The organism is Defluviimonas salinarum, assembly GCF_026013545.1.
Classification (GTDB): domain Bacteria; phylum Pseudomonadota; class Alphaproteobacteria; order Rhodobacterales; family Rhodobacteraceae; genus Albidovulum; species Albidovulum salinarum.
The window spans coordinates 138,036-163,845 of sequence record NZ_JAPDOG010000005.1; the positions used below are offsets into that span (position 1 = coordinate 138,036).

A 25,810-nucleotide genomic window follows, 5' to 3' on the forward strand; every position below is an offset into this window, starting at 1 on the left:
CTACCCCGCCGTGCGCTGCTTATCAGCGCGCCGCAGCGCCGCCAAGATGACCGTCAACGCCGCCGGCGTAATGCCATCGATACGGCTCGCATGTCCTAGAGTTCTCGGCTGCGCGCGCAATAGCTTCTCGCGCAGTTCGTAGGACAATCCGCGCAGCGCCGGATAATCGAAATCTGCTGGGATTTCATGATGTTCATCTCGCTGCATCGCTGCAACATCGGATCTTTGCCGGTCGATATAATTGGCGTAAAGCGCGTCGCGTGCGAGTTGCTCCTGGATTTCGAGATCGATATCCGCAAGCGCCGGATCGATTCGCTCCAGTGTCGAAAAATCCACATCCGGAAAGGACAGCAGTGCAAAAGCCGAACGGCGCTGTCCATCCTGGCTGATGCTGATACCCCGCTCCGCCGCTTCGCGCGGCGTGATTTGAACCGCCTCCAGCGCCGACCGGCCCGCGGTGAGTCGTTCCATCTTTCCGAGGAAGCGCTGTCGCCGATCTTCTTCGACACATCCGAGTTCGATACCGAATCCCGTGAGTCGCTGGTCCGCATTATCGGCGCGCAGCGACAACCGGAATTCCGCGCGCGACGTGAACATACGGTACGGCTCTGTCACGCCACGCGTTACCAGATCGTCGATCATCACGCCGATATAGCTCTTCGTGCGGCTGAAGGTCACCGGTGGCCGGCCCAGCGCAGCGAGTCCAGCGTTAAGCCCCGCGACGAGGCCCTGCGCCGCGGCCTCCTCATATCCTGTAGTTCCGTTTATTTGGCCCGCAAGATATAGACCCGGTACCTGCTTCACCGCCAGAGTCGGCGCCAGCGCGCGGGGATCCACGTAGTCATATTCGATCGCGTAACCGGGCTGCAGTATCTCCACGGCTTCAAGCCCGGCGATCGAGCGAACGTAGGACTCCTGCACATCCAGCGGCAACGATGTTGAAATACCATTGGGATAGACTGTCGGATCGTCCAACCCTTCCGGCTCAAGAAATACCTGGTGCGACGTTTTGTCGGCAAATCGAACGACTTTGTCCTCGATCGAGGGGCAGTAGCGCGGACCCACGCCCTCAATATGGCCGCCATACATGGCAGAGCGCGAAAGGTTGTCCCGAATCAACGCATGGGTGCGCTCGTTCGTATGAGTTATTGCACAACTGATCTGGCGCGCGAACGGGCGCCGATTGAGGAAGGAAAACAGCACTGGCTCCGCGTCGCCGTCCTGAAGCTCCAAGCCATCCCAGTTGATCGTGCGTCCATCAAGCCGCGGCGGCGTTCCCGTCTTGAGCCGGCCAAGCGGAAGTCCAAATCCATCAATTCGTTCGGCCAACCGGACTGAGGGCCTGTCGCCGATTCGGCCTCCCGGCTGGCGCTGATCGCCGATATGGATCACTCCGCGAAGGAACGTGCCAGAGGTCAGGACAACGGCATGGGCTTCAATGACCGCGCCATCAGCGAGAACGACACCGGCAACTCCCTGATCATGAATTCGGAAATCAATGACTTCGCCCTCTATCAGGACGAGGTCGGGCCGCGCTTCCATCTCCGAAATCATAGCCTGCCGGTAGAGTTTTCGATCCGCTTGAGCACGCGGTCCCTGGACCGCTGGCCCCTTGCGCCGATTAAGGAGCCGGAACTGGATGCCGGCTTTATCCGCCACCCGCCCCATCACGCCATCGAGCGCATCGACCTCGCGGACGAGATGGCCCTTACCAAGCCCTCCGATCGCCGGATTGCAAGACATCACGCCAATACCATCTCGGCGCAGCGTCACAAGTGCCGTCGAAGCACCGAGCCGCGCCGCTGCATGAGCCGCCTCGACCCCTGCATGCCCGCCACCGACCACCACGACGTCAAAATGTTTCACGTGAAACACTCCTCACTTGCCGATGCAGAAACTCGAGAAGATTTCATCGAGAAGATCCTCAACATCAACACGCCCGACCAGAGAATCGAGCGCCCTCACGGCATGCCGGAGATTTTCGGCAGCCAGCTCCGCCCGATCCGGTCCGTTTCTTACCTCATCACGCGCCGATTCCATAGACCCCACGGCGCGCTCGATTGCCAATCGATGCCGCTCGCGCGTGATAAGCCCCGCGGAACCGGCGCGCTTCCCGAGTCGCTCCGAAATCGCCGCAATCAGCTCCGACACGCCCTGCCCCGTCATTCCCGAGACACCCATTCTTGACCCGCCACCCGCGCTGAGATCCGCCTTCGCGCTGACAACGATATCCTCGGGCAGCGGCTCGATCATCGGCACAGCTTCACCTTCGACCAGAAACACCCGAAGATCGGCGAGCCGCGCCCGCGCCAGAGCGCGCTCTACACCGATGCTTTCCACATGGTCGTCCGTCTCTCGCAACCCTGCAGTATCGAGCAACGTCACCGCCAGACCGTCGAGATCCATACGCACTTCAATCACGTCCCGCGTCGTACCGGCAACTTCGGACGTGATTGCTGCGTCGCGCCCGGCCAGTGCATTGAGCAGCGTCGATTTCCCGGCATTCGGACGGCCGACGATGGCGACCTCGAAACCTTCCCGGACCCGCTCCGCCGCCCCGAAACCCCTCATCTCACGCCGCAGTTCCTCGGCGACCGCGTCGATAAGCGCCAGAACCTCCGGTGTTACATCCACCGGCACATCCTCGTCCGCAAAATCGATCGTCGCCTCCAAGAGCGCCGCCGCGCGAATCAGATCGCGGCGCCACCCTTCGGCGCGCGCCCCGACCGCCCCTGACAGCACCCGCAGCGCCTGTTTGCGTTGCGCCTCGGTTTCCGCCTCGATGAGATCTGCAAGTCCCTCGACCTGCGCAAGGTCGAGCCGACCATTCTCCAGCGCCCGCCGCGTGAACTCTCCTGCGTCCGCGGGGCGCAGACCCGGCCGCTCCGATAACGCCTTCAGCACCGCCGCGACGGTTGCGGTCGCGCCATGCACCTGCAGCTCTGCCGTCTCTTCCCCGGTGAAACTCGCCCCCGCCGCATAGGTCACGATCATTGCTTCGTCGATCACCTCTCCGTCGAGCCTCAGCTTCCGAAGACCGGCCCGTCGCGGCGGCGGCAAACTCCCGGCGAGAAACCTGACCGCGGGCCAGGCGTCCGGACCTGAAATCCGGATGACCGCAATACCCGCCTTGCCCCGCGCCGAAGCCAGGGCGTAGATCGTGTCCATGGTCATAACCTATTGTTTTACCTAAATAAATTAGGCGTTCATCGAGTCGAAGAACTCGGAGTTCGTCTTGGTTTGCTTGAGCTTGGAGATCAGGAACTCGATCGCGTCCGTCGTTCCCATCGGGTTGAGGATGCGGCGCAGGACGTACGTTTTCTGCAGATCGTTCTTGTCCACCAAGAGATCTTCCTTCCGGGTTCCGGACTTGAGGATATCCATGGCCGGATAGACCCGCTTGTCCGCGACCTTGCGGTCGAGCACGATCTCCGAGTTGCCGGTACCCTTGAATTCTTCGAAGATCACCTCGTCCATCCGGCTTCCGGTATCGATCAGCGCGGTCGCAATGATCGTCAGCGAACCGCCCTCCTCGATGTTGCGCGCCGCCCCGAAGAACCGCTTCGGCCGCTGCAGCGCGTTCGCGTCGACGCCGCCGGTCAGCACCTTGCCCGAGGACGGCACGACGGTGTTGAACGCCCGCCCGAGGCGGGTGATCGAGTCGAGCAGGATCACCACATCGCGCTTGTGCTCCACGAGCCGCTTCGCCTTCTCGATCACCATGTCGCTCACCGCGACGTGGCGCGTCGCCGGTTCGTCGAAGGTCGAGGAGATAACCTCGCCCTTCACGCTGCGCTGCATGTCCGTCACTTCTTCCGGACGCTCGTCGATCAGAAGCACGATCAGATAGCATTCCGGGTGGTTGGTCTCGATCGAATGCGCGATGTTCTGCAGAAGCACGGTCTTGCCGGTCCTCGGCGGCGCCACGATCAGCGCGCGTTGCCCCTTCCCGATCGGCGCGACCAGGTCGATGATCCGCGCCGACCGATCCTTGATGGTCGGATCCTCGATTTCCATCTTGAGCCGCTCGTCGGGATAGAGCGGCGTCAGGTTGTCGAACGCGACCTTGTGCCGCGCCTTCTCCGGGTTCTCGAAGTTGATCGACGTCACCTTGGTCAGCGCGAAGTAACGCTCGTTCTCGCCGGGCGCGCGGATCACCCCTTCGACGGTGTCGCCGGTGCGCAGCGAGTACTGGCGCAGCATGTCGGGGCTGACATAGATGTCATCCGGACCCGGCAGGTAGTTAGCCTCGGGCGAACGCAGGAAGCCGAACCCGTCCTGAAGCACCTCCAGCACGCCGTCTCCGCCGATCTCCCAGCCTTCCTCGGCATGCTCCTTCAGGATCGAGAACATCATCTCGCCCTTGCGCATCGTCGAGGCGTTCTCGACCTCGAGGTCCTCGGCCATGGCCAGCAGGTCAGCCGGGCTCTTTGCCTTCAGTTCGGCAAGGTTCAGTCGCTCTTGGGTCATTGGGAACCGATCGTATCAGGCACGGCCCTCGGGGCGGCGCGAAGGGTCATCAGGGGAAATACCGCACGCCGGACGGCGGGGCTTGGCCGATCCTTACACGCGCATACGCCCCGGAGTCAATCTCCGCTCAGAACCGAACGATGACCGAGACCACGATGATGACCAGCAGCACCGTCGGAATCTCATTCATCAGCCGGTAGGTGCGACCCGTCCGGCTGTTCCGCCCGGCAACGAAATCCTTGCGCCGATACCCCAGCCAGTGATGGAACCATGTCATCACCATCACCGCACCAGCCTTGGTCCAGGGCCAGATCGCACTCCAGTCGACGATCCCCGGCGTGAACACCAGGCAAAGCCCGAACACCCAGGTCGCCGTCATCGCGGGGTTCATGATCAGCCGCAGAACTTTGCGCTCCATCACCTGAAACAGGCGGTCGGTCTCGCCACCGGATTCCACGGACTCGGCGTGATAGACGAAAAGCCGCGGCAGGTAGAACAGCCCCGCCATCCAGGCGATCACAGAGATTACATGGAACACCTTGGTCCATGGATAGATCGCCACCAGAAAGTCCGTCACCTGCCCGCTCCCTCACGTCCGTTCGCGTTTCTTCCTAATCAATGAATATGGAAAGAAAAGAGATGTAGTAGATCTTGGGCCTGTGGATGACAGGGATTACACCCGGAATACAGTGGACACCCACAAGCCGACAACCCTGAGGAAAGCTCCGTGCATAACTTTCGCATCAGCACGAATTCTCGAATTTTTCTCCTTTGTATTCTAAGCGTTAACTATACCCCTTTTCCGGTTGACCTGGGGATAACTTTTGTTGCCCGAAGTGCCGCCACGGCAGAGTTTTCCCCAGATCTGAGTAAGTGCGGCGCACAGGTGGATAATCCGTCATCGCGCTTGACATAACCACTCCGGTTCCGCCAGCAACGTCCGGAACCCGATTTATCCCCGGATTGATACCTGCCCTCCCCTTGGCCTTGTCCACAGAACGGTCCCCAATGCCTGAAACCGGTCGCCCGAAAATCGTCCTCGCCTCCGGCTCGGAGATCCGGGCCGGATTGCTCGCCGCAGCCGGCCTCGCCCCCGATATCCGCCCCGCCCGCGTCGACGAGGACGCGATCCGCGCCGCGCTCGAGGCCGACGGCGCCGGAGGTCGCGATCTCGCCGACGCGCTGGCCGAGATGAAGGCGAGGAAGATCTCCGAGAAGGACCCCACCGCATTGGTGATCGGCTGCGACCAGATCCTCGACTGCGAGGGGCGGATCTTCGCCAAACCCGCCGACATCGACGAGGCGCGCGACCATCTGCGCGCGCTCGCGGGACGGACTCACCGTCTCTATTCCGCAGCGGTCGTCTGTCAGGCCGGAACTCCGCTCTGGCGTCATGTCGGCACTGTACGTTTGACCATGCGCGACATCTCTGACGCCTATCTCGACGCCTATCTCCACCGAAACTGGGACAGCGTTCGCCACAGCGTCGGCTGCTACAAGCTCGAAGAAGAGGGAGTGCGCCTTTTTTCCCGCATCGAAGGCGACTATTTTACCGTTCTCGGCCTGCCGCTCATCGAACTCTTGACCTGGCTCGGCATTCGGGGCGACATCGCCACATGACCGACCATCCCCGCATTCCGCTCGCCGGCGTCATCGGTTCGCCGATCGCGCATTCGAAGTCGCCGCAGCTTCATGGCCACTGGCTGAAGACCTATGGCATCCGCGGGTATTACATCCCGATGGATGTGGCGCAGTCGGATCTGCGCGAGGTGATCGCCACGCTTCCGAAAGCTGGGTTCGTCGGCGTCAACGTCACGATCCCGCACAAGGAGACGGTGCTCGCGCTCGCCGATGTCGTGACCGATCGCGCCGCCCTGATCGGCGCGGCGAACACGCTGATCTTCCGCAAGGACGGACGGATTCATGCGGACAATACCGACGGTTATGGCTTCATCGCCAATCTGAGGCAGAACGCCCCGACCTGGGCGCCGCAATCGGGAGCCGCCGCCGTCTTCGGCGCGGGCGGTGCCGCCCGCGCGGTCATCGCCTCGCTGATCGAGGTTGGCGTGCCGGAGATCCGTCTTTCAAACCGCACTCGTGCCCGTGCCGAGGCGCTCCGGCAGGAGTTCGGCGCCAAGGTCATCGTGCACGACTGGGTCCACGCGGGTTCGATGCTGGAAGATGCCGTCACCGTCGTGAACACCTCCTCGCTCGGCATGGTCGGCAAGCCGGATTTCCGCGTGCCGCTCGACGCGCTTTCGAAATCCTCGGTGGTGACGGATCTCGTCTATACGCCCTTGCGCACGAGGCTGCTCGAAGAGGCCGAGGCGCTTGGCTGCGTGACCGTGGACGGGCTCGGCATGCTCCTTCACCAGGCGGCGCCGGCGTTCGAGCGTTGGTTCGGTGCACGCCCCGAGGTTGACCAGGCGACGCGGGACGTGGTTCTGGGCGCATGACGCGGCCTTATCTTCTGGGTCTCACCGGCTCGATCGGCATGGGCAAGTCCACCACGGCGGCCATGTTTGCAGCTGAAGGCGTTCCGGTCTGGGACGCCGACGCCGCGGTTCATCGTCTCTATGCGAAGGGTGGCGCCGCCGTTCCGGCGATCGCCACGCTTTGCCCCGAGGCGGTGGTCGATGGTGCGGTCGATCGCACAGGGCTCAAGGCATGGATCGCCAGCGACCCCGCCGCGCTCGCGCAGATCGAGGCCGCCGTCCACCCGTTCGTGGCCGCCGACCGTGCCGCCTTCATCGCCGGGGCCAAGGCCGACGGCGCGACCCTCGTGGTGCTGGACATCCCGCTCCTCTTCGAGACCGGCGCCGAGACCTGGCTCGACGCCACGCTTGTCGTCACCGCACCGGTCGAGACCCAGCGCGCGCGCGTCCTCGCCCGGCCTGGAATGACCGAGGCGCAGCTTGCGGCAATCCTCGCGCGGCAGATGCCGGATGCCGAGAAACGCGCCCGAGCCACCCATGTGATCGAGACCCGCAGCCTTGATCAAACCCGCGCGGCTGTGCAAAACCTGATCGCGGAGCTTCGGAACAGCCATGCGTGAAATCGTCCTCGACACCGAAACCACCGGCTTCGAACCCGCCGAAGGCGACCGCATCGTCGAGATTGGCGCGGTCGAACTATTCAACCATGTTCCGACCGGGCGGACCTATCACCAGTACATCAACCCCGAACGCGCGATGCCGACCGCAGCCTTCGAGGTCCACGGCCTCGGAGATGATTTCCTGCGCGACAAGCCGCGGTTCACCGAGATCGCCGGAGCATTTCTCGACTTCGTCGGGACGGATTCGCGGCTGGTGATCCACAACGCCGCCTTCGACATGAAGTTCCTCAATGCCGAGCTTGGCTGGGCGAGCCTTCCGCTCCTGCCGATGGACCGCGCGCTCGACACCGTCGCGATGGCGCGGCGCAAGTTCCCTGGTTCACCCGCCTCGCTCGACGCGCTCTGCCGGCGCTTCGGCATCGACAACTCGGCGCGCGAGAAGCACGGGGCGCTACTCGACAGCGAGCTTCTCGCCGAGGTCTATCTGGAACTCATCGGCGGGCGGCAGCCCGATTTTGGGCTGACGGCTGCAACCACCACACCCGGCAACGCCGCCACCGCCGGGACCTGGCGCCCGACGGCGCGGCCCGCGCCGCTTGCCCCGCGGCTCACCGCCGAAGAGGCCGAAGCGCATCGCGTCTTTGTCGAGGGGCTGGGCGCCACCGCGATCTGGGCACGGTTCGGCTAGACACCCGTCGCGCGCATCACTGCACCGAAGGTCCGCGCGAGTACCGAAAGATCGGTGCCGAGGCTGACAGAATGCCCATAGGCGGTGTCGTAGTTTGCGCGCTCCGAGAACGAGCCGCGATTTCGGCACCCGATCTGCCAAAGGCCGGTTATCCCCGGCCGCATCCGGTAATAGGCCGCATCCTGGCGGCCGTCGAGATAGAGCGCCCGCTGCTCCGGCAGGAACGGACGGGGACCGACAAGACTCATGGAGCCGGTGAGCACGTTCCAAAGTTGCGGCAGCTCATCGAGGCTGGTCCGGCGCAGCACCGCGCCGAGCCGCGTGATCCTTGGGTCCCGGGACAGTTTCTGGGTGCGGCCCCATTCCGCTGCAAGGGTGGGGTCGGCCTGAAGTATCCGGGCCAACACGCTCTCGGCGTCAGGGATCATGGTCCGGACCTTCCAGCAGCGAAACGGCAATCCGTCGCGACCGATCCGTTTTTGCGAGTAGAGCGGACGACCGCCGGACAGCGCGGTGAGGCAGAGGACCGACGCCACCAGCGGCAGCACGAGCGGCAGCGCCAGGACAACCAGCGCGACATCCAGCACGCGCTTTCCAATCGCGGAATAGAAGCGCGGCGTATCGAAGGGGGCTACGTTGTGGAACTCGAAATACGGGGCGGCCATCCCGGAGAACTCCCTCGTCAATGGGTCCGGTCGGGCTCTGCATCCGGACATGCCGCAAAGCTAAGGGCTGAGTTGTTACGGATCAGTTAAGCTTAATCGGGAGTGAACGAAGCTTCGCCGACCGCGGTTGAAGTCGCTTACGCAGTATGGCGTCTCGACGTTTAATTACGCTTTATCAATACGTTATGGTCGCGGACAATCGTTTGAGTCGACAGGGCCCGAAACGCATCCCTTCCATTGTGGCCAACGAGGCACCGGATCAGCGCCGCGGACTCACACGAATCGGTTCCAGAGGTTTTCCAGCCGCTCCTGCCGTCCCGAGCGCGGTTTCGGGTCGATCCCATCGCGAAGGACCCGGTCCGAAATCTCCTCAAGTGTCGCACCTTGCAGCATTGTCCGGTTCGCAGGATCGTTCCATCCCGCATAGCGCGCCGCTCGCGCCGCCTCGAGCGCGCCGTCCTCGTACAGCGCCGCCGCCGCCTTGAACGCCCGCGCGCAGACATCCATCGCGCCGACATGGGCGAGAATAAGGTCCTCGGGGTCGAGCGACTGGCGCCGAAGTTTTGCGTCGAAATTGGTGCCGCCGGTGGTGAAACCGTCCGCGCGCAGGATCTCGTAATAGGCGCGGGCCATTTCGGGGACGGAGTCCGGGAACTGGTCGGTGTCCCAGCCCGATTGGTAATCGTTGCGGTTCATGTCGATCGAGCCGAACAGGCCGAGCGAGGCGGCGAGCGCGATCTCGTGCTCGAAGGAATGACCGGCGAGGATCGCGTGGCCCTGCTCGATGTTGACCTTGACCTCGCCCTCGAGCCCGAACCGCTTGAGGAAGCCGTAGACTGACGCGACGTCATAGTCGTACTGGTGCTTCGACGGCTCCTGTGGTTTCGGCTCGACGAGGATCGTGCCCTTGAACCCGATCTTGTGCTTGTAATCGACGACCATCTGCAGGAACCGCCCGGCCTGTTCGGCCTCGCGCGTCAGGTCGGTGTTGAGCAGCGTCTCGTAACCCTCGCGCCCGCCCCATAGGACGTAGTTCTCGCCACCGAGGCGGTGAGTCGCGTCCATGCAGGACTTCACCGTCGCCGCGGCATAGGCGAAGACATTGGGATCCGGGTTGGTCGCGGCTCCGGCCATGAAGCGGCGGTGCGAGAAGAGGTTCGCGGTGCCCCAGAGGAGCCGCGTGCGCTGGCCCGCCATCTTCTGACCGATGTAATCGACGATCTCCTCAAGATTGCGCACGCTTTCGGCAAAGCTCGCGCCTTCGGGCCGCACGTCGGCATCGTGGAAGCAGAAGAACGGCACGCCGAGCAGGTCGAACATCTCGAACGCGGCATCTGCCTTCAGCTTGGCGTGGGCCATCGTGTCGCCGAACCACGGCCGCTCGAAGGTCGCGCCGCCGAACGGGTCGCCGCCGGGCCAGGCGAAACTGTGCCACCAGGCCACCGCGAACCGCAGCTGGTCCTCGAGCCGCTTGCCGAGCACGACCGCGTCGGGATCGTAATGGCGGTAGGCGTAATCGCTGGTGCAGTCGGGCCCCTCGTAGCGGATCTTCGGGATTCGGTCGAAGAAATGGGTCATGTCAGCCCCCTGATGGCGGTTGCGGCGGCCCGATAGCGGGCATGGCCCGCGTCGAAGGCCTCGGTGAGCGCCGCGACGGGTTCGAAGGTTCGGGCGATGGTGGGTGGCGTCGCGATTTCCGCCCCGGCGCCGGTCGCGGCCATGAACGCGAGCCGGGCAGCCCCGAAGGCGGCGCCATAATCCCCCGCGGCGGGCCGGGCGACAGGTGTGCCGAGCGCCGTGGCCAGCGCCGCGAGCCAATAATCCGATTTCGCGCCGCCGCCAGTCGCAAGCAGCCGGTCGATCCTCGAGCCGGTCGCGTAGAGCGCATCGCGGCAGTCCCGGATTGCGAAGGTCACGCCCTCGAGCACCGCGCGCGTCGCGGCCTCGCGATCGGTGGCGTGGTCGAGGCCGATGAAGGCGCCGCGGATCGCGGCGTCGTTCAGGGGCGTCCGTTCGCCGCCGAGAAAGGGAAGGAACCGGGTCTTGCCGGGCGCCTTCAGCGTGCCGAGCGCCTCGGCCAAAGCGGCAGGCTCGCTTCCGGCGAGCCGCGCAAACCAGTTCAGCGCATCGGTGGCGGCAAGGATCACCCCCATTTGGTGCCACTTGCCCGGGAGCGCGTGGCAGAAGCTGTGGACCGCCGTCGCGGGATCGGGTCTATAGCGGTCATTCGCGGCGAAAAGCACGCCCGATGTGCCGAGCGAGACGAACCCTTGCCCCGCCTTCACCACTCCAAGCCCGATTGCCGCCGCCGCGTTGTCACCCGCCCCGCCGGCCACGACTGCGCCAGGCCTCAGCCCGAACCGGCGTGCCAGTTCCGGCCGAAGTCGGCCGGACACTGCGACGCCCTCGACGAGCCGCGGCATTGCGGTGCGGTCAAGCCCGGTTGCGGCCAGAAGCGCCTCCGACCAGTCGCGCGCCCCGGTGTCGAGCCAGCTCGTGCCCGAGGCGTCCGACATCTCCGCGACATGCTCTCCGGTCAGCCAGAGCCGGAGGTAGTCCTTGGGCAGGAGCACCCGCGCCACCTGCGTAAAAAGTGCCGGTTCGTGGCGGCGGAGCCAGAGAAGCTTGGGCGCCGTGAAGCCGGGAAAGACGATGTTGCCGCTGATCCGCCGGAACGCCGGGTCGGCGTCGAGCTCGGCGGCCTCCCGGTGGGCGCGGGTATCGTTCCAGAGGATGCAGGGCCTCAGCACATTGTCGGACCGGTCGAGAAGGACTGCGCCGTGCATCTGCCCGGAAAGCCCGATCGCCTCGGTCGCCGCGCGCGCCGCCTCGGGCAGCGCGCGCAGCACCGCCTCGGCGGCGGCGATCCAATCGGCGGGCGATTGCTCGGACCAGCCGTCCCTCGGTCGCGACACGGTGAGCGGCGCCGTCGCCTCGGCCACGATGCGCTGGTCGGCGTCGATCAGAACGCCCTTCAGGCCCGACGTGCCAAGATCGAGCCCGAGGTACATCACGCCGCCTTTTCGGGCTTCTTGCCGAGGATGATCATGCCGAGGATGTCGTCGTCGGTGACCTCGTCCACGTTCACCGTGCCGACGAGCTGACCGTTCTTCATCACGCTCGCCCGGTCGCAGAGCTTCATCACATTGTGGATGTCGTGCTCGATCAGGAAGATTCCGAGCCCCTGGCGCTTCAGCTCCTCGATCAGCTCGGCGACCATCTGCGTCTCGTGCGGCCCGAGCGCAGCCGTCGGCTCGTCCATGATCAGGATCCGGGCGTTGAAATAGACCGCGCGGGCGATCGCGACCGACTGCCGCTGACCGCCCGAGAGCGCGGAGACCGGCACGTTGAACTTGCGGAAGTTCGGGTTGAGCCGGGCCATGATCTTGCGCGTCTCGGCCTCCATCCGCGCCTCGTCCACGAAGCCCATCGGCGTCACCAGCTCGCGTCCGAGGAAGAGGTTCGAGGCGGCGTCGAGATTGTCGGCGAGCGCGAGCGTCTGGTAGATAGTCTCGATATTGTAGGCGCGGGCGTCGCGCGGGTTCTGAATGCTGGCCTTCTGGCCATTGATGAAGATCTCGCCCGAATCCGCCTGGTAGGCGCCGGAGAGGCATTTGATCAGCGTCGACTTGCCAGCGCCATTGTGGCCGAGCAGGCCGACGACCTCGCCGGGATAGAGATCGACTGTGACGTGATCCACGGCCTTGATGCCGCCAAAGGCGATCGAGATGTCGCGCAGCTCGACGAGGGGGGTTCCGCGATCCTGGGTCATTTCAGGGCTCCCGTACGCTTGCGGTACTGGATGTCGATCCAGACAGCGATTACGAGGACAAGGCCGACGACGATGTTCTGGAACGGCGAGTCGACGCCCACCATCGCCATGCCCGATTGCAGCGACTGCATGATCAGCGCACCGAGAATGGCGCCGTAGATCGTGCCTATTCCACCCGAAAGCGCTGTGCCACCGATCACCGCAGCGGCGATGACGCGGAGCTCGTCGAGCGTGCCGATGTCGTTGGTGTGGTTCTGCAAACGCGCTTGGGCGACGATCGCCGAGAGCGCGCAGAGAAAGCCCATGAGCGCGAAGACCTTGACCGTCAGGAGCCGGGTGTTGATGCCCGAAAGCTCCGCCGCGTCGGGATTGCCGCCGGTGGCGAAGATGTAGCGCCCGAACCGGGTGCGCCGCGCGATCATGGTCATCGCGATGGCGAGAAGGATCAGGATCAGGACCGAGATCGGAAGGCCGAAGACCTCGCTGTAACCTTCCGGCATGGTTTCGCCGCGGGCCGCGAAGATGCGGCGCAGACGGCCGGCCGGGACCTCGTAGGAGTTCAGGATCGCGACGAAGCCGAAGATCGCGCCGGCATAGATCGCCGACATCATCACCTCGGCCCAGATCGGCTTGACGCGGAAGTCATGCGCCAGCTTGGCCTTGCGGCCCTGGAACTGCGCCCAGATCGCGAGCGCCGCGGCGATCGCGGCAACGATCCAGGAGGCGGTCGCGCCGAGCGTGCCCTCGGAGCCGCCGAACAGCAGGAAATTCTTGTCGAGCGGCCCGAGCGTCTGGCCGGAGGTCATGTACCAGCCGACATTGCGCCAGATCAGAAGGCCGCCGAGCGTCACGATGAAGGCCGGGATGCGCTGGTAGCCGATGAGCCAGCCGTTGAAGGCGCCGACCAGCGTGCCGGTGGCGAGCCCGGCGACCATTGCCATCGGCGCCACCATCGGATGGCCGAAGCCGAGCCCCATCACGGTCGGCACCAGCCAGACCTGCATCAGCCCCATCACCGCCGAACAGAGCGCGAGAAGCGCACCAACGGAAAGGTCGATGTGGCGTGTGACGATGACGAAGACCATACCGGTCGCCATGATCGCGACCGAGACCGTCTGGATCGTCAGGTTGAAGATGTTGCGCGCCGACAGGAACGCGCCGTCCGAGAGCCAGGCGAAGGGGTTCGCGGTGAACTCCGGCTGCAGCCGGAACCCGGTCCAGCCCTGGAAGCCGAGGCAGATCACCACGAAGGCGCCGATCATGCCGAGAAGTCTGGTGTCGATCTCCAGCGTCTCGAGAAGGCTGCGCTGGCGGATTTCATGGGGGGCGTGCTTGGCCACGTCGGACATGTCCGTTCCTTCTGAAGATGGACCCGAGGGGCGGGCCCCGGCCATCGGCCGGAGCGCGCCTTCGCGTCAGGGGATCAGTTGCAGGGCGCCGGACCAGTGCTCACGCCCTGACAGAGCGCGTCCTTGCTGATCCATCCGGCATCGACCACGACCGAAAGATTCTCCTGCGTCACCGGGATCGGCGCGAGGAAGACGGCATTCATCTCGTTGCCGCCGGGCGTGGTGAACTTGACCGCATTCGGGATCGCCTCCATCGCGGTGCCGCCGGCGAGCGCGACGGCGATCTCGCCCGCCGCCTTGCCAAGTTCGCGCGCGTCTTTCCAGACAGACACGGTCTGGGTCCCGGCCGCGACCCGGTTCAGCGCCGCATGATCGCCGTCCTGGCCCGAGACCGGGATTCCGGCCATGCCCTGCGCGGTCAGCGCCGACACGACGCCGCCCGCCGTGCCGTCGTTCGAGGCGACGACTGCGTCGACGCCGTTCGAGGTCTCGGTGAGGATCTGCTCCATGTTCTTCTGGGCGTTCGCCGGAAGCCAGCCGTCGGTATAGGCCTCGCCGACGATGGTGATGTCGCCGCTGTCGATCGCTGCCTGCAGCACCTCCTGCTGGCCGCCCCTCAGGAAGTCGGCATTGGGATCGGTGGGCGAGCCCTTGATCATCACATAGCGGCCCTTCGGCATCTTCTCGAAGACCGCGCGTGCCTGCATCCGCCCGACCTCGATATTGTCGAAGGTCAGGTAGAAGGCGCGCGGATCCTCGATCAGCCGGTCATAGGCGACGACCGGGATGCCCTCGTCGGCCGCGGCCTGCACTGCGGGCACCACGGCCTGGGTGTCCTGGCCGAGGATGATCAGAGCGTCGACGCCCTGCGCGATCAGCGCCTCGATGTCCGAAAGCTGCTTGGCCGAGGACGATTGCGCATCGGCCGAGACATAGGTGGCTCCGGCCGCGTCGAGCGCGGCCTTCATCGCCGCCTCGTCGGTCTTCCAGCGCTCCTCCTGGAAATTCGACCAGCTCACACCGACGGTCTGCGCCCAGCCGGATGTGGCAAAGCCGGCCGTCAGGACGACGGCCGCGAGAAAGGTTTTCGTCATTGTCTCCTCCCTTGGACGGGCCTCACGCCCGGATCGGCGGTTGCGCCGAACTTCCTCAAGGCTGCCGCGAATAAATTCGCTTGTCAAATTAAAATAAGTTCGACAAAGTACATATGTGAAACAAAACTGCCAAATCCATCCCGAAATCGCCAAGAATCTGGCTGAAGGGCCGCTGGTTTGGCTATTTTTAGTTAGGCGTGCTAATTAATGACCGAGGGCGACACCCGGAACAGCCAGCGCATGGGGCCTGATTCGCTCGGCTGCGGCCCGCATATCCCGGCGCTGTCGGAATCCTCGCGGCCGCTGCGCCAGCAGATCTTCGAACGGGTGCGCGCCGCGGGCTCGATCCCCCGGGTTCAGGTCGCCAAGGAGCTGGCGATCAGCCCCGCGACGGTCACCACGCTCACCTCCGAGCTGATCGAGATGGGGCTCGTCGAGGAGATCCAGGCCCCGCGCGACGGCGAATCTGGTCGCGGCCGGCCTGCCGTGGCGCTGGGCGTGCGCGCGTCGGCGCATCTCGTGGCGGGGATCAAGCTCGCGGAGCGCGAGAACACCGCCGTGATCGTCGACTTCGCCGGCAACCTCATTGCCGACCTCGCGGCTCCGCGGCAGTCGCAAGTGATGGAATTGCCAGCGCTGGTCGAAACGATCGACGATTTGCTCGCGCGGATCTGCGCCAAGGCCGGAATCACCCGCGATGCATTGAGCGCCGTCGGCCTCGGCGTGCCGGGTTTCGTCGATGCCGCAGACGGGGTGGCGCATTGGTCGCCGATCCTCGTCGCGCGGCATGTGCCGCTTGCCCGCGCGGTCGAGGCGCGGCTCGGCCTGCCGGTCCGGGTCGACAACGACGCCAACCTCGTGACGCTCGCCGAGCTCTGGTTCGGCGCCGGGCGGCGGCTCTCGGATTTCGCGGTGGTGACGATCGAGCATGGCGTCGGCATGGGCTTCGTGCTCAACCACCGGATCTATCGCGGCGCCCGCGGGCTCGGGATGGAGCTTGGCCATACCAAGGTGCAGCTCGACGGCGCGCTCTGCCGCTGCGGCCAGCGCGGGTGCCTCGAGGCCTATGTCGCCGACTACGCGCTCGCCCGCGAGGCGACGACCGCGCTGAACTGGACCAGCCGCGAGACGCAGTCGACGAACATGCTGCTCGAAAGCCTCTATGACCATGCCAAGGCGGGCAACGCTGCGGCGCGCTCGATCTTCCACCGTGCCGGCCGGTTTCTCGCGCTCGGGCTCGCCAATGTCGTGAACCTCTTCGATCCCGAGCTGATCATCCTGTCGGGTGAGCGGATGCGCTACGACTACCTCTACGCCAACGAGACTCTGGCCGAGATCCAGGCGCTGGCGCTCAACACCGGCCGTCCCGTCCCGAAGATCGAGATCCATGCCTGGGGCGATCTCCTCTGGGCACATGGCGCGGCGGCGCTCGCGCTCTCGGCGGTGACCGAGGGATTGCTGGCGCCGGGCCGCGAGATCGCGGCGCAATGAGGGCGCTGCTGACCGCGCTGGTTTTCGCCTTTCCGGCCGGTGCAGAGCCTGTTTTCGTCGACCGCGCCCCGGGCTTGCCCGCGCCGCATGTCTATGACGGCGGCTGGGAGCATTTCGTCGGCGGCGGGGTCGCGGTCCTCGACTGCAACGCCGACGCACGGCCCGATCTCTTCGCCGCCGGGGGGGCGAACCCGGCGCGGCTCTTCGTCAACAGTACGCCCGGTCCAGGGCAGCCGATCACCTTTTCCAAGGGCGCGCTGGCTGAGATGACCGGAGTAACAGGCGCCTATCCCCTAGATATCGACGGCGACGGCTGGCTCGACCTCGCCGTGCTGCGGGTCGGGACTGACCAGCTTTTGCGCGGCGCGCCGGATTGCCGCTTTACCGATGCGACCGCCGACTGGGGCCTTGCGCCGCGTGACGCCTGGACCACCGCGTTCTCTGCGACCTGGGAGCCGGGGCAGGATTTGCCGACCCTCGCCTTCGGCCATTATGTGGACCGGGCCAATCCCGAGGGGCCGTTCGGAGCCTGCAATACATCCGACCTCTACCGGCCCAACGGCCACCACTACGGCCTGCCCGAGGTGATCGCGCCCGGTTTCTGCGCGCTGTCGATGCTGATCAGCGACTGGCGGCGGATCGGTGTGCCCGAACTGAGGATCTCCAACGACCGCCACTATTATGTACGCGGCGGCTACGAGCAGATGTTCCGGCTCAACCCGCTCGTCGAGCGGCAGGAGGATTGGCCGAAGGTCTCGCTCTGGGGCATGGGAATCGCCAGCGGCGACGTGACCGGCGACGGGCTGCCGGAAGTGATGTTGACCTCGATGGGCGACCAGCTCCTGCAGATCAACACCGGCACGGGGTTCACCGACGCGCCCTATGAGATCGGCACCTATGCCCATGTCCCGTTTCTCGGCGACGACGGCAGGCCCTCGACCGGCTGGCATGCCGAGTTCGGCGATATCGACAACGACGGGCGCGCGGATCTCTTCATCGCGAAGGGCAATGTCGACCAGATGCCGTCGAATGCGATCAACGATCCGAACAACCTCCTGATGCAGGGGCCGGACGGACATTTCACCGAAGCCGCGGAGGCGGCGGGGATCGCCACGACCGAGCGCTCGCGCGGCGCGGCGCTCGCCGATCTCAATGGCGACGGGCGGCTCGACATCGTCGTCGTCAACCGCCGCGCGCCGATGGAGATCTGGCAAAACGCCACCGAAATCACCGGGCATTGGGCCGGAGTAGAGCCTGTTTTTGCCCAGAACACCCGAGCGGTCGGGGCGTGGCTGGAGGTCCGGACCGGTGACGGGGAACAGGCGCGCGAGGTGACGGTCGGCGGCGGTCACGCCGGTGGACAGGCCGGGCCGGTGCATTTCGGGCTCGGCGACGCGACCACTGCAGAGCTTCGCATCATCTGGCCGAACGGGACCCAGTCGGAGTGGGCTTCGATCCCTCTCGACCGGGTCACCCGGGTCGCGCCCGACGGACGCGGTCTTAAGCTCGGGCTCTAGCGCTCCACCGGCAAACCGCTTGGAACCGTCCCCGGTACGCCGAGCCGGCCCTTGATCGCGGCGGGATCACTGAGGGTGTCGAGAAAGGTGAGAATCGCAGCAATCTCCTCGGACGAAAGCGTCCGGCCCGGCTGCACCGCGGCTTCGATCTCAGCCACCTCGTCGGCCGAGCCGAGCACGGCCCAGTCGGGCTTCGTCGCGTCGAGACCGGGCAGAACCGCCTGACTGCGATCGTAGTCACCGAGCCCCACGGCGGGATCGGCATGATGCGCAAGGAAGGCCGCAAGGTCTGACCACGCCCCGGCATGGCCCCAGGGCCCGGTCGCGGTGACATTGCGCAGGGACGGCGTGCGGAACGCATAGGCGTCTTCGGAACGGTTCGTCACCCGCATCCGGCCGGTATCGCGGGAATGGCGCTCGAACCGTTCGGCCTTGCCGGGACCGAGTTGCGGCTCTCCCATCGCGTGAAAGCCGTGGTCGGTCTGGAACGGTCCGGAATGGCACTCGGAACACCCCGCGTCTCCGTAAAACAGCGCCATGCCCTCGGCCGCGCGTTCGGCAAGCGGCACCCCTCCGCGCAGCATCCTGTCAAAGGCGGAATCGTCGGCCCGCCATTCGACGGCGATGAAGCCTGCGATGGCATTGGAGATATCGGTGAAGGCGATCTCTCGACCCGCCGCGATCTCCGGATAGGCAGCGGCGAACATCTCGCGATAGGCGGGAATTGCCGCGACGCGCTTCGACAGGATGTCCCAGGCACCGCCTTCCCCGGTGATCAGGCCCTCGCGCACCGCGGTCGAGACGTCGTTCTCTTGATAATGCCCCGCCATCTCGTCGGCGGACAACACCGGGAACATCGTCTGTGCCGACAGAACCGAGGCGAAGCCCGCGACCATCTCCTCCTCCAGCGGGGTCCTGAACCCGGAGGGTCGCGACGGATCGGCCTCGATCCGGCCGTCGTGAAAGAGCACGGTGAACTCGCGCGCGCCAAGATTGAAGAGCGCCGGCGCATTCCGGGGAATCCGTTGTTCCGGCGGATTCTCAGGATCGGCGCGGCGATCGGGGCCGAGGCCGATCCCGCCCTCGCCAAGTCCGAGCGAGAGCCCGTCGGAGGTCGCGAACCGCGGATGGTGGCAGGTCGCGCAGGAGATGTTGCGGTTGCCCGACAGGATCGGATCATAGAAGAGCAACTGGCCGAGCCGGGATTCCGCCTCCGGCACCAACAGGAAATCGGCATCTGACACCGGCGCCGGCATCTCGGCACGCACGGCCGTCGCGGCGAGGGCGAGTACAGCGGCAAGGCGCATGGCGAATCCTCCCGTTGCCAGTGATACCGGAGGGCGCGCGCTGGCGATACGGCCGCCAGCGGCGATCCGGCCTGCGGGTTGCCGACGGGCTCGGGACGGGCGAACATACCGGTGCGGCGGAACGGGGACGACGATGGCCACCACCACGGTCTACATCATGCAGCTGATCCTCGCGGTCTGGAACGCGATGGATGATCGCCATCTTGGGCTGATCGCGGCCGGCGTCGCCTTCTACATGATGTTCGCGCTCTTCCCCGGCATGGCTGCCACGATCGCGATCTGGGGCTTCTTTTCCGACCCGGCGGTGATGCGCGAATACCTCGGTTCGGTGAGCCACCTGATCCCGGCCGCCGCCTATGGGCTGATCGAGGCGCAGCTCAATTCCTTGCTTCTCGCCACGCCGAAGACGCTTGGCTGGACCACGGCCATCTCGCTCGCCATCGCCTTTTATTCGATCCACAACGGCGTGGCGGCGCTCATCTCCGGGCTCAACGCGATCCATGTCCGCCGGCACCGGCCAGGCCTCATGCGCTGGCTGGTCTCCATCGGTATGACGTTCGCCCTGATCGCGGTCTTTCTCACCGCGCTCGCGACCGTCGTGATGGTGCCGGTGATCCTCAATTTCCTCGAACTCGGTCCGGTCGAGGGGTTCATCCTGCGCTACCTGCCCTGGACGGCGATGTTCCTCGTCGTCCTCATCGTGCTCGGCCTCTTCTACCGCTGGGGGCCGACGATGGACACGGCACCGCATTCGTGGATCACGCCTGGCGGGTTGCTCGCCGCGATCCTCTGGGCCGCGGCGTCGATGGCCTTCTCGGTCTACCTGGAGAATTTCGGCGCCTATAACCGGATCTACGGTTCGATCGGAGCGGCGATCGCGCTTCTGATGTGGCTCTATATCTCGGCCTTCATCGTGCTTCTCGGCGCGGCGGTGAACGAGGAACACGACCGGCTGAGACGCCTTCAGTAATCGCGCTCCCAGAAGACGCCGATGCCGGTTCCGCCCTTGGAATCGACAGAACCGCGCGCCTTCAGGCCTTTCCGGATCTCGAAGTTGAGGTTGATCTCGCTCTTGCCACCCGAGCCGATCTCGACATCGGTGTAGAGCCGCTCGGAGACGTATTTCCCAGCGCGAAGCGCACCGGTGCCGTCTTCCGCCGCCGTCACGTCGAGATCGTCGAGCCCGATGCCGCCGCGCAGCCGAGACACCAGGCCTTCGCCGCCACCCCCCGCCAGCGTGGCGATCGCCGAAGCGAGCTGCGCCGCCTGGAAGGGCGAGAGATTGTCGAGGCCGCGCCCGAACAGAAGCTGCGCCACGACCTCTTCCTCGGGCAGCTCGGGCGAGGAGAGGAAGTGGATCTCTGGTTCGGAGGCCTCTCCTTCGATCACGATCGTCGCGGTGATGCCGTCGCTTTCGCTCGACGCCGCGAAGCGGACATAGGGGGTCAGCGCGCCCTGCAGCTCCACCAGTCCCTCGTCGATGCTGAACCGCTTGCCGAGAATGTCGAGCCGGCCGCGGATGAGATCGAATCGCCCCGACGGCACGATATTGGCGGTGGTTCCGGTCAGCCGCAGCGTGCCGCCCAACTCGGCATCGAGTCCGCGGCCGCGCACGAAGATCCGGCCCGGGGCCGAAACCGTGAGATCGACATTGTAGACCGGCCCGCCTTCGCGGCGCTCGCTGGACGGACCAGCCATTTTCCGGGTGTCGCGCACCGCGGCGGGATCGTTGACATGGCGCAGCCCGGTAAGGGTGGGTCGGCTGCCGAAACCGGTCGAAGGGATGCGGACCTCGGTGCGGTCCAGGTTGATCGCCCCGGCGATCGTGGCGCCGCCGAGGAACGGGCCGGCGATCGAGACAGTGCCGTCGATGAAGGTCTCGTAGAGATCGGGATCGCGAAGCCGGACGCCGGCGAGCCGGAGCGTGAGATCGCCCTGGAAGGGCGGCGTCAGCGCCACCGGGCCCGAGACTTCGATCCGCCCGCCGCCGCGGACATTGGCGCCGCCCGAAAGGTTGGCGCGGCCTCCGGCAAGATCGGCGGCGACGTCGAGCCCTTCCATCTCGAACCCGAAGGTCGGGGCCACGAGCCGGGCGCCGGACAGGGCGATCCGGCCCTGGAGGGATTCAAGGCGGACCGGGCCGCTCAGGCGCAGGTCGAAGCTGACTGGCCCGTCGATGTTGCGCGGCGCGAGAAGCGGGTTGAGGATCGCCGATTGCGTACCGCCCCGAATGCCGACGTCGGCGGTGCTGAGGTCCCGCGCGATGCGCCCGGCGATATCGGCCGACGTGGCGCCAGGACCGTTGCCGGAAAGGTCGACATCGTATCCGTCGGCGGATTCGGTGACGCGGCCCTCGAGGGTCAGGGGGCCGGGGAAGCCGGGCGCCAGAAGCGCCATGTCGTTGAGCCGCGCCGCGATGTCGACTCGCCGAACGTCATCCTCGATGCTGCCCGTCGCCTCCAGCCGGAGCTGCGGGTTGTCGAGTTCGAACGTATCGATTTCGACCCGGCCCTCCTCCTCGGCGATCGACAGGCTGAGTGTCGAGGCGCCCGCAAGAAGGCGGTCGGCAGTGGGCTCGCCGATACCGAGGCCGCTGGCCGAGGCGTCGAGCGTGATCTGGCGGCGCTTGCCGGTCCCGATGAGCCGGGCGTCCGCTTTCATCGCGCCGCGATACTTCGCCCCGAGTGCGCCAAGATCGGCGAAATCGAGTGTCGCGGTCACGTCGCTCGCCTCGCTGCCCAGATGGCCCGAGGCCGAGGCGATCAGCGTGGTGGCGGACAGGTCGAGGCTGCGTATCTCGATCCCCTCGGTGCCGCGGCTGACCGAGGCGGTGACCGTGGCGAGGCCTTCGAGCAGCCGGTCGAGCTCGGCCTGGCCGGCGCTGAGATCGCGCCCCTCGATCCGGCCTTCGAGGTCGAAGACCCCGGAAAGAAGACCGGTGGAACCCGAGACCTCGAGGTTCGCCGCCCCGCCGAGCTGACGCCCCGCGAGGCCGGAGAACCGGCCCATGTCGGCGACCTCGGCGGTGACCCGACCGCCGAGCGTGAGGCCCTTGTCGGTGGTCTCGATGTTGAAGCCGCCGCTGGCGCCGTAGCCCTGCCCCTCCACGTCGAAGGACGGGATGGAGAGAGGCTCACCCCCCTGCCAGTGAAACATGATCTTGCCGGCAAGATCCGGTCCGACGGCACTGGCGAGTGCCGGATCGGTGGGTTCGATCCCGTTGGCCGCGAACCCGACATGACCGCCGACGCGGGTCACGCCGACACCGTCCGAACCGGGCCGGCCGATCCGCCCCGATCCGTCGAGCGAGACCGCGGCAATGGTCAGGTCGGCGCGGCGAAGACCATGAAGGTCGCCAGTGAGTTTCCAGCCGTCGCCCCTTTCCGCGCTGTAGCGCAGGCTGAGTTCGGCGGCGCGCAGATATGTCTTCTGGCCCGGCAGCGGCAGCAGCACCTCGCTGCCGTCGGTAAGGCCGATCCGGGTGGTCAGCGCCATCTGCAACGGCAGACCCGAGGGGGCGAGCGAGAGCCGGCCGCTGACATCGACACCGCGTGAACCGATCACCAGCCGCGTCAGGTCAAGCTGGCCGGAGGGTGCGCGCCTTCCCTCGGCTTCGAGTGTGACATCGGGGCCGAAGAAGTCCTGGTATTCCGGCAGGAGCAGCGGCGCGATGTCGCCGCCGAGTGCGGCCCGGAACCGCCGCTCGGCAACGCCGTCTTCCGTGGCCACGGCAAGCAGCTCCACCTGGCCCTTGAGGCGCGGCGCACCGTCGGTCGAGAGCGTGATGTCGGTGCGGAAATCGTCGATGATGCCATCGCCGGCGATCGCAAGCTCGATCGAGGGCTTGCCCGGGAGCCCGATCAGGTTGGCGGCGATCCCGTCCGCGGCCTCGGCGACGAGCAGGTCGAGCGTCGCCTTGCGGGTCTCGTTGGCATAGCTGCCGGTCAGCGAGACCCTGCCCTCGCGCCCGTCGATCCGGGTGACGTTCAGATCAGCCGAGCCTTCGCCGCCAGCAAGCTGCATCGTCCCGTCGAGCGAGACTTCGGCGGCGGCGCCGAACAGCGCCTCGCCGAGCACCACGCGGTCGGCGTGGAGCTTGCCGATCGACACGCTGACCGGCAGTTCCGGCAGCGCGAAGCCCGAGGCCTCGGTCCGGCTCTTGCCCGACGAGGGCCGACGCGGCAGCTCGATCACCTCGGCGGTCATCTCGCTGATCTCGACCCGGCCCCGCAGGAGGGCGGACCGTTTCCAGCCGATCGCGCCGCCACGGATCGTCAGCCACACGCCATCGGCATCGGCGATCGTCATCTGCTCGAACGTCGCGCGCGAGGACAGCGCGCCGGCGAAACCGTCGATCCGCACGGTGCGGCCGAGGCCGGAGAGGTTGTCCTCAAGAAAGCCGGTCAGGAAGTCGCGGTCGCGCTCGGGGCTCTCTTCCTCCTGTGCCGGGGCGACCAGAGGCAGGAGCGCGACCAGAAGGGAAAGAAGAAGCCGCCGCATCAGAAGGCCTGCCCGATGCCGACGTAAAGCTGAACACCGCCACCCGTGCCGCCCGAGACCGGCAGGCCGACATCGAACCGGATCGGCCCGATGCCGGTGTCGTAGCGCACGCCGAGACCGGCGCCGGCATGCCAGTTGCCGGTGCCGCCAAAAAGCCCGTCGTCGCTGATGTAGCCGGCATCGTAGAAGGCCACGCCGCCGATCTTCTCGGTGATGCCGGCGCGCACCTCTCCCGAGAGGCCGGCGAAGCTCAAGCCGCCGGTCTCGATCGTCGTGGTGGGCGAGGTCGGTACCGACACGCCGAGCGACTGGTAGGGCTGGCCGCGTACGGTGCCGCCGCCGCCAGAGAAGAACAGGTAGCCAGGAGGCGTCTCGGCGAGCGCTGAACCAACCACGGTGCCGAGCTGAACCCGGCCGGCAAGCACGACCCGGTCCTTGGCGCCGAAACCGCGATAGGTGCGCGCGTCACCCAGGAAATAGGCGCCCGAGCCGGTGCTGCCCATGCCGTAGAACGGGGCGAGATCCGCATCGAAAAAGTAGCCCTTGCGCGGGTCGAGCGGTTCGTCGCGATTGTCCCAGGTGAGTGAGAGCGGCAGAGCGAACGCGCTGAAATCCAACTTGTTGCCGAAGGGATCGGTCACGCGCGAGGCGATATAGGACAGCCCGGCCTCGGCGCTCAGCCTGTCGCTCAGCACGCGCGTCAGGCCGAAGGTCACTTCAAGAGTATCGACGTCGAGGTCGAGAAGCTCGGTGCGTTCCGCGCGTGCTTCGAAGAACGCGGTGGCATCTGTCACCGGGGTCGCGGGCCGGTCGATGCGGACGCCGAGATTGTAGCCGGGGCTGACGTCCTGGCCGCCGATCTGATCGACTGCGCCTTCGAGGCGCAGCCGCTCGCCGCCGCCGAAAAGGTTGCGGTGCAGCCAGTAGCCAGAGAGATTGAGGCCGTCGCTCGTGGAGGCTTCGGCACCGAAGCCGAAACGGCGCAACGGCGCCTCGGCGACGACCAGCGCCGCGTCGAGCGTGTCTCCGGGGCCAAGCGTTTCGGCTTCGGTCAGGGCGACGGTGCGGAAGACACCAGTCCGGCGCAGCCGCGTCGCGACGGTGTTCATCTCTGCGGGGTCGTAGACCTCGCCGGTCGGGAAGCCGGCGATCCTTTCGATCCGGCGGGGATTCATCCGCTCGTAGCCCGATATCGTCATCTTGCCGAAACGGACGCGCGGTCCGGGGGCAAGCAGGATCTCGGAGTCGACCGACGCTTCGCGGTGGTCGGCGATGACGGTCTGGTCCGCGACCCCGGCCTTGGCGTGGCCGACGTTGCGCCAGCCTTCGACGCCGGCCTCTGCGGCGGCGACGATGGCGGTGGAGCGGGCGGGCTCTCCGTCACGATAATCGGGCGGAAGCTTGGTGCCCGGCGCATAGGGGCGCATCCGCGCCTTGGCAAAGCGGAACTGCGGGCCGGGTTCCACGGTGATGCGGATCTCGCGGATCGTCTCGGGCGCGTCGAGCGGCGCGATCCTGGCGGCCTCCTGGCCGTCGACGGCGATCCGGATCACGCCGGAATAGCGTCCCTCGGCGTAGAGCGTGCCGAGCAGCCGACCGTAATCGGCGCGCGCGGCGGCGAAGAGCGCCTGGGCGTCGCCCTGCTTTTCGCGCTCGGCCTGCAAGACAAGCGATGCCGCGCGGAGCGCGTCGGTCAGGCTCTCGTCGGCGCCCGGCGCGGCAAATACCACGCGGTCAAGCGCGTGCGCCGGAAGGGAGGCAGTCAGAAGTGCCAGCCCGCCGATCGCCCATCGGCCATTCCGCAAGAGCCGCCCTGCCTGTCGCCTCACCCGTTTCCCCACACCCGAAAGCCTTACCTGCACATTCCTTGCAGCAATCATCGGCGATTTCCAGCGCAGTCCG

Annotated in this window: 20 protein-coding genes; 7 read left to right on the top strand and 13 right to left on the bottom strand. The window is 66.1% G+C overall.

The genetic code is table 11. The annotated features are described in order from the left end of the window. The 4 genes from mnmG to OM960_RS07710 form a co-directional block, all read right to left on the bottom strand. On the bottom strand, positions 1-1,866 hold the full coding sequence (mnmG, locus tag OM960_RS07695; protein WP_264771559.1) for a tRNA uridine-5-carboxymethylaminomethyl(34) synthesis enzyme MnmG: 1,866 nt from the start codon (positions 1,864-1,866) through the stop codon (positions 1-3). A 12-nt stretch (positions 1,867-1,878) separates the two neighbouring features. Next, positions 1,879-3,168 carry a tRNA uridine-5-carboxymethylaminomethyl(34) synthesis GTPase MnmE gene (gene mnmE, locus OM960_RS07700; protein ID WP_264771560.1) on the bottom strand — a complete coding sequence of 430 codons (1,290 nt, stop codon included), beginning with the start codon at positions 3,166-3,168 and terminating at the stop codon, positions 1,879-1,881. A gap of 30 nt (positions 3,169-3,198) precedes the next feature. Further along, entirely contained in the window at positions 3,199-4,470 is a 1,272-nt protein-coding gene (gene rho / locus OM960_RS07705) for a transcription termination factor Rho (protein ID WP_263335168.1), read from the bottom strand. A gap of 127 nt (positions 4,471-4,597) precedes the next feature. After that, positions 4,598-4,978: a CopD family protein gene (locus OM960_RS07710; protein ID WP_432759514.1), complete on the bottom strand. Its 381-nt coding sequence runs from the start codon at positions 4,976-4,978 to the stop codon at positions 4,598-4,600. 500 nt (positions 4,979-5,478) lie between these two features. Between OM960_RS07710 and OM960_RS07715 the strand changes: the two genes are divergently transcribed. From OM960_RS07715 to dnaQ, 4 genes are read left to right on the top strand one after another with little or no spacing between them, the layout of a single operon-like run. Continuing rightward, a complete protein-coding gene (locus tag OM960_RS07715) occupies positions 5,479-6,090 on the top strand; it encodes a Maf family protein (RefSeq protein ID WP_264771562.1) in 612 nt (203 codons plus the stop codon). Then, complete coding sequence (locus tag OM960_RS07720; protein ID WP_264771563.1) at positions 6,087-6,926, top strand: shikimate dehydrogenase; 840 nt, start codon at positions 6,087-6,089, stop codon at positions 6,924-6,926. The genes OM960_RS07715 and OM960_RS07720 overlap by 4 nt, the downstream gene beginning before the upstream one ends. Beyond that, positions 6,923-7,525 (top strand): dephospho-CoA kinase, encoded by a 603-nt coding sequence (gene coaE, locus OM960_RS07725; RefSeq protein WP_264771564.1) that lies wholly within the window; start codon positions 6,923-6,925, stop codon positions 7,523-7,525. The genes OM960_RS07720 and coaE overlap by 4 nt, the downstream gene beginning before the upstream one ends. Next, on the top strand, positions 7,518-8,213 hold the full coding sequence (dnaQ, locus tag OM960_RS07730) for a DNA polymerase III subunit epsilon (RefSeq protein ID WP_263335159.1): 696 nt from the start codon (positions 7,518-7,520) through the stop codon (positions 8,211-8,213). The genes coaE and dnaQ overlap by 8 nt, the downstream gene beginning before the upstream one ends. Here the strand turns inward: dnaQ and OM960_RS07735 are convergent. From OM960_RS07735 to xylF, 6 genes are all read right to left on the bottom strand, one after another. Continuing rightward, positions 8,210-8,878, bottom strand: a complete 669-nt coding sequence (locus OM960_RS07735; RefSeq protein ID WP_263335158.1) for a sugar transferase — start codon at positions 8,876-8,878, stop codon at positions 8,210-8,212. The two genes, dnaQ and OM960_RS07735, sit on opposite strands and share 4 nt — an antisense overlap. Positions 8,879-9,151: 273 nt before the next feature. Continuing rightward, positions 9,152-10,456, bottom strand: coding sequence for a xylose isomerase (gene xylA, locus OM960_RS07740; RefSeq protein WP_264771565.1), 1,305 nt, complete (start codon positions 10,454-10,456; stop codon positions 9,152-9,154). Beyond that, positions 10,453-11,889, bottom strand: a complete 1,437-nt coding sequence (gene xylB, locus OM960_RS07745; protein ID WP_264771566.1) for a xylulokinase — start codon at positions 11,887-11,889, stop codon at positions 10,453-10,455. The genes xylA and xylB overlap by 4 nt, the downstream gene beginning before the upstream one ends. After that, on the bottom strand, positions 11,889-12,650 hold the full coding sequence (locus OM960_RS07750; protein ID WP_263335153.1) for an ATP-binding cassette domain-containing protein: 762 nt from the start codon (positions 12,648-12,650) through the stop codon (positions 11,889-11,891). The genes xylB and OM960_RS07750 overlap by 1 nt, the downstream gene beginning before the upstream one ends. Then, the gene (locus OM960_RS07755) at positions 12,647-13,999 is read right to left on the bottom strand and encodes a sugar ABC transporter permease (protein WP_264771567.1); all 1,353 of its coding nucleotides are present in this window, start codon (positions 13,997-13,999) and stop codon (positions 12,647-12,649) included. Before OM960_RS07755 ends, OM960_RS07750 begins: the two co-directional genes overlap by 4 nt. Positions 14,000-14,073: 74 nt before the next feature. Further along, positions 14,074-15,093, bottom strand: a complete 1,020-nt coding sequence (gene xylF / locus OM960_RS07760; RefSeq protein ID WP_264771568.1) for a D-xylose ABC transporter substrate-binding protein — start codon at positions 15,091-15,093, stop codon at positions 14,074-14,076. Between the two features lie 207 nt (positions 15,094-15,300). On the opposite strand from xylF, the gene OM960_RS07765 reads away from it, so the two are divergent. After that, complete coding sequence (locus OM960_RS07765) at positions 15,301-16,584, top strand: ROK family transcriptional regulator (protein WP_264771569.1); 1,284 nt, start codon at positions 15,301-15,303, stop codon at positions 16,582-16,584. After that, positions 16,581-18,101: a CRTAC1 family protein gene (locus OM960_RS07770; protein WP_264771570.1), complete on the top strand. Its 1,521-nt coding sequence runs from the start codon at positions 16,581-16,583 to the stop codon at positions 18,099-18,101. The genes OM960_RS07765 and OM960_RS07770 overlap by 4 nt, the downstream gene beginning before the upstream one ends. Here the strand turns inward: OM960_RS07770 and OM960_RS07775 are convergent. Further along, positions 18,098-19,408, bottom strand: coding sequence for a cytochrome-c peroxidase (locus OM960_RS07775; protein WP_264771571.1), 1,311 nt, complete (start codon positions 19,406-19,408; stop codon positions 18,098-18,100). The genes OM960_RS07770 and OM960_RS07775 overlap by 4 nt on opposite strands. A gap of 133 nt (positions 19,409-19,541) precedes the next feature. On the opposite strand from OM960_RS07775, the gene OM960_RS07780 reads away from it, so the two are divergent. Beyond that, positions 19,542-20,378 carry a YihY/virulence factor BrkB family protein gene (locus OM960_RS07780; protein ID WP_263335145.1) on the top strand — a complete coding sequence of 279 codons (837 nt, stop codon included), beginning with the start codon at positions 19,542-19,544 and terminating at the stop codon, positions 20,376-20,378. Here OM960_RS07780 and OM960_RS07785 read toward each other — a convergent pair. Together OM960_RS07785 and OM960_RS07790 are read right to left on the bottom strand one after the other, a co-directional pair. Next, entirely contained in the window at positions 20,372-23,908 is a 3,537-nt protein-coding gene (locus tag OM960_RS07785) for a translocation/assembly module TamB domain-containing protein (protein ID WP_264771572.1), read from the bottom strand. The genes OM960_RS07780 and OM960_RS07785 overlap by 7 nt on opposite strands. Further along, positions 23,908-25,737, bottom strand: a complete 1,830-nt coding sequence (locus OM960_RS07790) for an autotransporter assembly complex protein TamA (RefSeq protein WP_264771573.1) — start codon at positions 25,735-25,737, stop codon at positions 23,908-23,910. The genes OM960_RS07785 and OM960_RS07790 overlap by 1 nt, the downstream gene beginning before the upstream one ends. Positions 25,738-25,810: the final 73 nt, after the last annotated feature.

Excerpts from the sequence above, each read along its gene's own strand:
- mnmE (WP_264771560.1), bottom strand. The coding sequence starts at position 3,168 with ATGGACACGATCTACGCCCTGGCTTCGGCGCGGGGCAAGGCGGGTATT.
- rho (WP_263335168.1), bottom strand. The coding sequence starts at position 4,470 with ATGACCCAAGAGCGACTGAACCTTGCCGAACTGAAGGCAAAGAGCCCG.
- OM960_RS07710 (WP_432759514.1), bottom strand. The coding sequence starts at position 4,978 with ATGGCGGGGCTGTTCTACCTGCCGCGGCTTTTCGTCTATCACGCCGAG.
- OM960_RS07715 (WP_264771562.1), top strand. The coding sequence starts at position 5,479 with ATGCCTGAAACCGGTCGCCCGAAAATCGTCCTCGCCTCCGGCTCGGAG.
- OM960_RS07720 (WP_264771563.1), top strand. The coding sequence starts at position 6,087 with ATGACCGACCATCCCCGCATTCCGCTCGCCGGCGTCATCGGTTCGCCG.
- coaE (WP_264771564.1), top strand. The coding sequence starts at position 6,923 with ATGACGCGGCCTTATCTTCTGGGTCTCACCGGCTCGATCGGCATGGGC.
- dnaQ (WP_263335159.1), top strand. The coding sequence starts at position 7,518 with ATGCGTGAAATCGTCCTCGACACCGAAACCACCGGCTTCGAACCCGCC.
- OM960_RS07735 (WP_263335158.1), bottom strand. The coding sequence starts at position 8,878 with ATGGCCGCCCCGTATTTCGAGTTCCACAACGTAGCCCCCTTCGATACG.
- xylA (WP_264771565.1), bottom strand. The coding sequence starts at position 10,456 with ATGACCCATTTCTTCGACCGAATCCCGAAGATCCGCTACGAGGGGCCC.
- xylB (WP_264771566.1), bottom strand. The coding sequence starts at position 11,889 with ATGTACCTCGGGCTCGATCTTGGCACGTCGGGCCTGAAGGGCGTTCTG.
- OM960_RS07750 (WP_263335153.1), bottom strand. The coding sequence starts at position 12,650 with ATGACCCAGGATCGCGGAACCCCCCTCGTCGAGCTGCGCGACATCTCG.
- OM960_RS07755 (WP_264771567.1), bottom strand. The coding sequence starts at position 13,999 with ATGTCCGACGTGGCCAAGCACGCCCCCCATGAAATCCGCCAGCGCAGC.
- xylF (WP_264771568.1), bottom strand. The coding sequence starts at position 15,093 with ATGACGAAAACCTTTCTCGCGGCCGTCGTCCTGACGGCCGGCTTTGCC.
- OM960_RS07765 (WP_264771569.1), top strand. The coding sequence starts at position 15,301 with ATGACCGAGGGCGACACCCGGAACAGCCAGCGCATGGGGCCTGATTCG.
- OM960_RS07770 (WP_264771570.1), top strand. The coding sequence starts at position 16,581 with ATGAGGGCGCTGCTGACCGCGCTGGTTTTCGCCTTTCCGGCCGGTGCA.
- OM960_RS07775 (WP_264771571.1), bottom strand. The coding sequence starts at position 19,408 with ATGCGCCTTGCCGCTGTACTCGCCCTCGCCGCGACGGCCGTGCGTGCC.
- OM960_RS07780 (WP_263335145.1), top strand. The coding sequence starts at position 19,542 with ATGGCCACCACCACGGTCTACATCATGCAGCTGATCCTCGCGGTCTGG.
- OM960_RS07785 (WP_264771572.1), bottom strand. The coding sequence starts at position 23,908 with ATGCGGCGGCTTCTTCTTTCCCTTCTGGTCGCGCTCCTGCCTCTGGTC.